The following is an 8,245-nucleotide window of genomic DNA, read 5'->3' as shown; positions in this document are numbered from 1 at the left end:
AGTCCGCACACCGGCGGTGTCACTCGGGTCAGCGAGAAGGATCAGTCGTCCGTCTCGTCGTACCGACCGTGGCCGAGGCGGCGCAGGTCGAAGGACCAGATGCCGCGGCCGAAGGTGGCGGCGTAGAGCTTGCCGTCGGGGCCGATCTTGAGCTGCTGCACCGAGGTGGTGGGCAGGTTGCGGCCGAGCACCCTGAAGTCGGTGGCACCGGGCGCGCGGTAGAACGCGGCGAGGTCGGTACCGAGGGCGAGGCCGCCGTTCGGCAACAGCTTGATCGAGGTGGCGGGGACGTCTGGCAGGTTGGCCGAGACGTCCGTCCAGCTCGCACCGCCGTCACGGGTCTCGAAGAGGTGGCCGATCCCGGCGCCCGGGCCCTCGGTCCAGCTGCGGGAGAAGCCGCTGAACGCGACGAAGACGTGCTGGGCGTCGTTCTCGTCGACCGCGAAGGAGGAGACGTACCGGTTGGGCAGGGTGCCGTCGACGGGCAGGTTGAGCTGGCGCCAGCCGGTGCCGTCGGTGTTCCCGACCGCGATACCGCGGGTGAAGCCCTGGTTGTTGCAGGGGCCGCACCAGCCCGCGTACACCGTGCCGTTGACGGTGGCCACGGCCGTGGCGACGTGGCCGGCGCCCAGGTCGTAGGCGGAGGTCCACTCGCTGCCGCTGCGGATCGCGTAGCCCTTGTGCTGCACCCAGACGTGCTGGCCGCCCGCGATCCAGGTATTGGTGTCCTTGGGGTCGGTGGTGATCGGGGCGATGAAGCGGGCGGCGCTGGTGGCCTTGTCGGGCGGTGCGACCTCGTAGGAGGTGGCCTTGCTCGGGTCCTTCGTCCAACTGCCGTCGTTCGCCGCGCAGTTCTGGGTGACCCACATGTCCAGGTAGACGTACTCCTCGGCGATGTTGCAGCCGTTGGCCGGGTCGACCAGGGTGTCTCCGCCGTCGCCGCCGAAGTCGGAGCCCATCACCTTGTCGTGCGCGCGCAGGATCGATTCGCCGTTGTCCTGGAGCCCGCCGCTGACGATCACGCCCCGGCCGGAGCGGTCCGCCAGGTCCTTGCCGACGCCCACCGAGTAGTACTGCAGGGTGTCGATCGTCCCGTCGTTGAGGGACTTCCAGTCCTTGGCGTGACCGCCCGCGTCCAACTGCCCGTTGACCGGGCGGGTGTAGATGCCGCCGTCGTTGCCGACGTAGACGCTCGTCTTGCCCTGGTAGCTGCCGATGGCGACGGCGTGCTGGTCCGAGTGCGTCGTCGGCGAGCAGTCGCCGGTCTGCTTGGCGGGGTCGATGCTCCAGCACGGGAACGGGTTGTTCCAGTACGGGGCGATAGTGGCCCACTTGGCGCCGCCGTCGGTGGTCTCGAAGACCTCTTCCAGGCCCGCCCAGACGTGGTCCGGGTTGGCCGGGTCGACCTGGAGGAACTGATTGTACCAGGACTGGATGCCCGGCTGGTAGCCCGCGTCCTGGAGCGCCGAGCCGGAGCCCTTGAGCTTGTCCTTGTCCGCGATCAGGGCCCACGGGCCGGCCGGGGAACCGGACTTGGAGACGTAGATCCCCTTGAGGCCGGTGTCCGGGTTGTGCGCCATGACGTCCGGCGACTGGTCGATCGCGTAGTAGCGCGAGCCGTCCGCCGAGCGCGCGAAGGTCACGTTGCCGACGTTGGCAGCGTCCGTCGGCAGGTCACCCAGCGAGGCCACCCGCTGCCAACTGCCGTCGGCCGCCTTGCTGTAGAAGCCGTTGTAGGTGTCGCCGCCACGCCAGCCGACCGCCAGGATCACCTTGGACGGGTCCTTGGAGTCGATGGCGATGTCGTTGGCGATGTTCTTGTACGGCGCGCTCGGGTCGCTCGCCTTCGCACCGCCGGGCAGGTAATCGGGGTTGGGCGCGAACTCCATGGTCCACGGGCCGGACAGATCGGTGGTGGAGTGGCTCCACACGCCCCGGTTGGTTGCCGCCCACACCTTGTCCCCGGCGAAGCGCAGCTGGTGGATCGTGGTGGACTCCAGCTCGGCGCCGCCGACCCGGTTCCCGGGCTGGAACTTGCCGTGCTTCGGGTCGGACAGCACGTACACGCCGGTGCCGACGTACGAGGTCGCGCCGGTGTTGGACTCGCCGGTGGCGTACCAGAGCCGGCCGCCGCCGTCCAGGTTCAGGGTGCCGGTGGACAGCGTGGGCAGCTTGTCGGCGATCGGCTCCCAGTGGCCGCCGCCGGTGCGGGAGCGGAACACGCCGCCGTTGGCGCCGCCCGCGTAGACGTAGCCGTCGGAGTCGGCCGCGATGCCGGTGATCCGGCCCGTGACGAAGCCGGCGCCGCCGCTGGAGTTGGAGTTGACGTCGCGGTAGCGCGGGTCGTCGCCGTTGTACGGCTTGTTCGTCACGTGGTCCCAGGAACCGCCGGTGTGCGGCAGTGACTGCAGCTGGGCCCAGGCCGCGCCGTACGCGCCCGGCGCGACCACGCCGGGCGCGGTGCGGGCCTCGGTGTACTGCGCGGTGCCCTCGGCTGAGTTCTCCGCCTCGTCGCTGCCGCCGTCGCCACCGGTCTCGGCCTTGGCGGAGAAGGTGTGGCCGCCCGCCGGCTTGCCCGTGACCTTCTGGGCGTGCCTCTGGCCGGCCTCGGTCAGGCGCTGCACCGGGTTCGGCTGGGTTCCGGGCTGTGCGACGGGTGCGGCCATGGCCTGAGTGGCGGTCAGGCCGAGCGCGGTGAGCGTGACGGCGCTCAGCAGCAGCCGTCGTCGTTGCCTGTTCGGCACGGTGCGTCCTCCCCTGGGCGGCCGGGGCGCGCGGTCGCACTCCCGGCGGATCAGTGCGAAGCCTGGCTGGTGCAATGGCACTGCGTGAAGGGGGTTCGCGTAACGAATGATTAAAACTCAATTCTGTGAAATCGGTTAAAAGCAACGGAATACCCCGAGGTCGCAACCGGTCCTCAACCGGCTGGGGTTCAAACTCGCGCATCGTTCGCATCCGATATCTAACGCATCTGCAAATACTCCTGCACAGCTCTTCCTTGAAATGATCAAAGACGGCAGGTTAGGGCCGCACTTCCGCGTCATCCGTGAGGAGCCCCGATGAGTTCAGCCAGGCGCCGCGCAACCCGCGTAGCCCTGAGCGCGGCCCTGCCCGCTCTGCTGCTGTTCAACGCGATACCCGGCCACGCCGCCCCGGCCGACCCCACCCCCGGCGCCGTCATCACCGACGGCTCCGCCCTGCCGCCGTTCGGCCCCGAGGCGTTCGGCGACGAGGACGGCGGCGAAGGGGGCAGTGAGAGCGCCGACATCCTGGCCGCCGACGCCGCGTACAGCGCCGTCCGCACCGCCCCCGGTACGACGGTCAGTTCGGAGGCCCTCGCCGCCGGCCGCCAGAGCGCCAACGGCATGCCCACCAGCGCCGGCCGCTGGAGCGAGCTCTCCAGCGCGCCGTACAACACCGCGGACCACTCGTACGAGCTAGGCCCGCACATGGCCGGCCACGGGGTCGCCTCCGGCCGGATCACCTCCCTGGCCGTGGACGGGCAGTACCTGTACGCCGGTGCCGCCGGGGGCGGTGTCTGGCGTTCGACCGACCAGGGCGCCCACTGGAGCCCGGTCTTCGACCAGCAGGACACGCTCTCCATCGGCGCGGTCGCGGTCAACCCGGCCGACCACTCGCTGTGGGTCGGCACCGGCGAGGCGAACAGTAACGCCGACGGCATCGCGGGCGGCGGCATCTACCGTTCCACGGACCACGGACAGACCTTCCAGCTGGTCGGCAACCGGGTCGCCAACAGCATGGTGTTCCGGATCTCCTTCGCCGAGAACAACCAGGTCTACGTCGCCACCAACCAAGGCCTGCTGAAGCACCCGTCGAAGCAGATCCGCAGCCCCTGGCAGACGGTGCTCAAGCCGGACCCCAACCCGACCGGTTCCCCCTACCGCACCTCCTTCGTCACCGACGTCCACGTGCGGCCCGGCAGCCACGGCCAGACGGTCGTCGCCGCCCTCGGCTGGCGCGGCGGCACCAAGCCCGACGACCTGCAGTACAACGGCTTCTACGTCTCCAACGACGCGGGCGCGACCTGGACCAAGGCCACCCCCACCGGCGACCTCGACGCGAGCCGTTTCGGCCGCACCACCTTCGACTGGACCCCGGACGGCAGCAAGCTCTACGCCGTCGTGGAGGACCCGACCAACGTCAGCCTGGGCGGCGTCTTCTCTGCCGACTCCGGTGACGTCAACGGCTCCTGGACCAAGCTCGCCGACGCCGCCAAGCTGAAGGCCTCCGGCGGCCGCGCCGGCACCCCGGGCGCGCAGGCCTGGTACGACCAGTACGTCACCGTCGACCCGGCCGACCCGAACCACGTCTACCTCGGCCTGGAGGACATCTACGAGACCTCCGACGGCGGCAAGAGCTGGGACACCATCGGGCCGTACTGGAACTACGACCTGCCCTGCTACGACGACGACCCGGCCAAGAACACCTGCCCGAACACCACCCACCCCGACCAGCACGCGGCCGTCGTCGCCCCCGACGGCACCGCGTACTTCGGCAACGACGGCGGCGTCTGGTCCCGCCCGGCCGCCCTGCGCAAGGTCGTCCAGTGGACTGACCGCAACGCCACCCTGCGCACCCTGCAGTACTTCTACGGCGGCCTCGGCGCCTCCCCCGACGGCAAGGGCGACATCGCCTGGGGCGGCCTGCAGGACAACGGCTACTCCGTCCTCACCCCGGGCAGCGACCACATGGCCGAGCCCAAGGGCGGCGACGGCTTCGACGTCGTCGTCGACCCGAAGAACGGCAACCGGGTGGTCGCCGAGTACACCAACCTCGCGATGGCCAAGTCCGATGACGGCGGCCACAGCTGGTACTACGTGACGCCCAACTGCAAGCAGAACAAGACCAGCCCGTGCGAGACCGACGGCCGCTTCAACGCGCCGTTCTCCGCCGACCCCGGCAACGCCGACCACTGGGTCGCCGGTGGCCGCTACGTCTGGGACAACCAGGGCAAGGGCTGGGACACCACCTGCTGGCAGCAGGTCTGCGACTGGAAGCCCGTCCGCGACCTCGGCGCGGGCAACGCCTCCACCGCCGTCGCCGTCTCCGGTTCGACCACCTACGTCGGCTGGTGCGGCACCGGCAACGGCTGCAACCCCGGCGCGGCCACGCCGTTCACCTCCGGCATCGACACCAACTACGGCGGCACCTGGCACCGGATCAGCGCCCCCGAGCTGCCGAACCGCTTCGTCACCGGCCTGACCGTCGACCCGGCCGACGCCGGCCACGTCTACGCGGTCTACGGTTCGTACAGCCGCCACTGGATCGACGGCGCCGGCGTGGGCCACGTCTTCGAGTCCCGCGACGGCGGCGCACACTGGACGGACATCAGCGGCAACCTGCCGGACGCATCGTTCAGCGTGGTGAAGCTCTGGAAGGGCCAGGTCGTCGTCGGCGGCGACGTCGGCGTGTTCGTGGCCGACGGCTCCGGCTGCTGGCGCCGCCTCGGCACCGGCCTGCCGAACGCCTCCGTCTCCGACCTGACCGTCTCCCCCGACAGCAGCTACCTGATGGCCGCCACCCACGGCCGCGGCCTGTGGAAGATCACCGGCTGACGGTATGTCCCACGTGCGGCCCACCAGCCATCGTCGGCTGGTGGGCCGCGCGCACACCTGCGGAACCGGACGGGCGCCGCTGTCGTCCCATGACCGCATCGTCCGCCAGAACCGGGAGACCTCACCTCATGCACCGACCCAGAGCCGTGGGGATCGCCGTCCTCATCCTCATCGCGCTCGGCACCGCCTCGGCCTGCGATGCGGACAAGGGCGACAGCAACCAGCCCTCCAGCCCGCCCCCGGCCACCACCGCCGTCACGGCACCACCTTCGACGGCGGGCCCGACGACCACTCCGGCGGCCCCGGGCACCAGCACAGCGACCGTTTCACCGACCGTCCCGGCGGCCCCTGGCGCAGCCACCCCCGCTCCGCCACGAACCAGCCCGGTCGACACGCCCCCGCCCGCAGTCGCCACCACCCCGTCGCCCGCACCGACGCAGTCCGTCGACGTCGAGAACCCGACCGACCTGGACCACGGCGCCCCCGGCGCTCCCACCCGCCCCGCGCACTGACACGGCGGCCGGCCCCCCTACAGTGCGCGAACGGGGGGCCGGCCGCCGTCGGTCAGTTCCGCACGGGCGGCCGGAGGCTCGGGGCGTGGTCACCGGCGGCGGACAGCACCGGGCCGGTCACCGCCCGCGCGGTGCCGCCGGTGACCGCGAGGCCGCCCTGGACGGCGTACATCGCCTCGTCGAAGGCCTGGCCGCCCGCGGGCGCCTTGCCGACGGCGAAGATCGCGACCGCCTTGCCGTTCACCACCGAGGTGGAGAGGTAGTCGCCGACCATGCTGCCCTGGGTCGTCGAGGCGATCTGGGAGAGCGCCATCGGCCCGGCAACCGTCTGCGGGGCGCTCCAGCTGGTGCCACCATTGGCGGAGGAGACATAGCCGACCTCCAACTGGCAGCTGCTGGCAGTGCAGTTGGCGTTCGGGTAGAAGTAGTAGTACAGCCCGATCTTGGCCGTCGCGCCGGAGGTGGCGTGGTCGACGCCGAAGCCCGGGATGAAGTGGTCGACGGTGCTGGTGGTGGCGTCGATCGAAACCCGGGTGACGGCGGACCAGGTGGTGCCGTTGGTCGAGGTGGCGTACACGATGTCGTTGGCCGGGCAGCCGGAGCGGAAACGGCAGTCCTGCCAGGCGACGTAGACTTTCCCGCTCGCATCGATCTCAGCCGAGGGCAGGCCCTCGCCGTCGCGCAGGTTGCCCGCCACACCGTGCGAGGAGACGTTGGCGACCAACACGGTGGAGCCCCAGGACGTACCGCCGTTGGTGGAGGTGAAGGACCGGATCGAGCTGCCGTTGGTGGAGAACGGCACGACCACGGTGCCGTTCGGCTGCACCAGCGGCTGCCCGCCGAGCCCGGTGTTCGACCCGCCGGGGCTCGCGGGCGTGGACCAGGTCGCACCGCCGTCCCGCGAGGTCGACATGATCACCGTGTTGCCGGAGGAGGTGATGTCGACCTCGATGTAGCAGTTGCCGTAGTAGGGGCTGGTCGTGGAGTTGTCGCAGACGATCCATTCCTTGTCGTAGCCCTGACCGTCGTTGCCGACGGCCATCACCGGGTTCTGCCAGGTCAGCCCGTCGGCGGAGCGGCTGACGCTCACACCGGCGCCATTGGCGTTCGCGTCGATGACCAGGCCGGTGACCATCCAGGTACCGTGCCTCGCGTCGTACGCCACCGACGGGTCGGAGACCCGGGCCCAGCTGCCGCCGCCCTGGTAGGTGGTGATGCCGGGGAGCATGCCGTGCTGCCAGGTGCTGCCGCCGTCGGTGGAGGTGTTCCAGCTGATGTCCGAGGAGCCGCCGTCGGTGAACCGGCCGACCTGGGAGGAGGAGACGATGGTGCTGCCATACGCGAAGGTGTCCGGCTCCAGCTCGGTGGCATGCTGGCTGCTGCTGTTGGTGAACGGGTCGGTACTGACCTGCAGCAGGCTCGGCCCGGGCTGCGCGGCCGTGACGGTCACGTCGTCGTAGAGCGTGTACGTGGCGTCGCCCGCGTAGTTGTCGTCCTTGCTGGAGAGCGTCAGCGTGTACCCGTGCCCGGCTGTCAGGGCGGCGCTGATCTGCTGCCAACCGGCGCCGCTGGTGCAGGTCTTGGGGAGTACGGTCGCGGTGGTGCCGGTCGTCGTGTCCTGGAGCGTCGCCGTGGCCCAGTCGTAGGTCACGGTGTCCGGGCAGGTCACGTCGTACCAGAAGGACAGCGTGCTGCTGCCGCTCGGTGCGGTGAAGGACTGGCTGATCGAGGAGGTGCCGTTGGTGGGCGAGGTGCTGCCGAGCATGGCGGCGTAACTGCCGCTGTGCGCGCCGTTGGTGGTCACGCTGGTGGCCGGGCCGCTCGCCGTCCAGCCGGACAGGCTGCCGGTCTCGAAGTCGCCGTTGGTCAGCGTGGTCGCGGCGCCGGCGGTGCCCACGGCGCCGGCCGTGAGCAGTGCCACCGACGCTGCGGCGGCGAAGGCGCGCCGCCAGGTGTGGGGGAAGAGCCGTTTCATCCAGTGCTCCTGAGTCGCGGGCCGGGCGGGCGGGCCGGGCCCGGCCGGTGGGGACGTGCGCTGGTGGTGCGGATCTCGCGGGTGAAGCGGTGCGGGCCGCCGGAGGTCACGCCGGCCGCCCCGCCAGTCGCTTATTCACATCTCCTAGACCACGAGACAAGACACAATCTGGTGTGGCGTGA

At 70.6% G+C, this 8,245-nt stretch carries 4 protein-coding genes; 2 read left to right on the top strand and 2 right to left on the bottom strand.

Translation table 11 applies throughout. From position 1 onward, the window contains the following. Nucleotides 1–41: 41 nt before the first annotated feature. Nucleotides 42–2,744 carry a glycosyl hydrolase gene (locus ACFV1W_RS39520; RefSeq protein WP_380422296.1) on the bottom strand — a complete coding sequence of 901 codons (2,703 nt, stop codon included), beginning with the start codon at nt 2,742–2,744 and terminating at the stop codon, nt 42–44. Nucleotides 2,745–3,059: 315 nt separating this feature from the next. Between ACFV1W_RS39520 and ACFV1W_RS39515 the strand changes: the two genes are divergently transcribed. Next, nucleotides 3,060–5,576, top strand: coding sequence for a WD40/YVTN/BNR-like repeat-containing protein (locus ACFV1W_RS39515; RefSeq protein ID WP_380422295.1), 2,517 nt, complete (start codon nt 3,060–3,062; stop codon nt 5,574–5,576). Between the two features lie 128 nt (nt 5,577–5,704). Next, entirely contained in the window at nt 5,705–6,088 is a 384-nt protein-coding gene (locus ACFV1W_RS39510; protein WP_380422293.1) for a hypothetical protein, read from the top strand. Nucleotides 6,089–6,140: 52 nt separating this feature from the next. Here the strand turns inward: ACFV1W_RS39510 and ACFV1W_RS39505 are convergent, their stop codons facing one another. Further along, nucleotides 6,141–8,063, bottom strand: coding sequence for an exo-alpha-sialidase (locus tag ACFV1W_RS39505; protein ID WP_380422292.1), 1,923 nt, complete (start codon nt 8,061–8,063; stop codon nt 6,141–6,143). Nucleotides 8,064–8,245 lie beyond the last annotated feature (182 nt).

It is taken from the genome of Kitasatospora sp. NPDC059648 (assembly GCF_042734825.1).
In the GTDB taxonomy this organism is placed as follows: domain Bacteria; phylum Actinomycetota; class Actinomycetes; order Streptomycetales; family Streptomycetaceae; genus Kitasatospora.
This window is presented reverse-complemented; position numbering and strand designations above follow the sequence as displayed.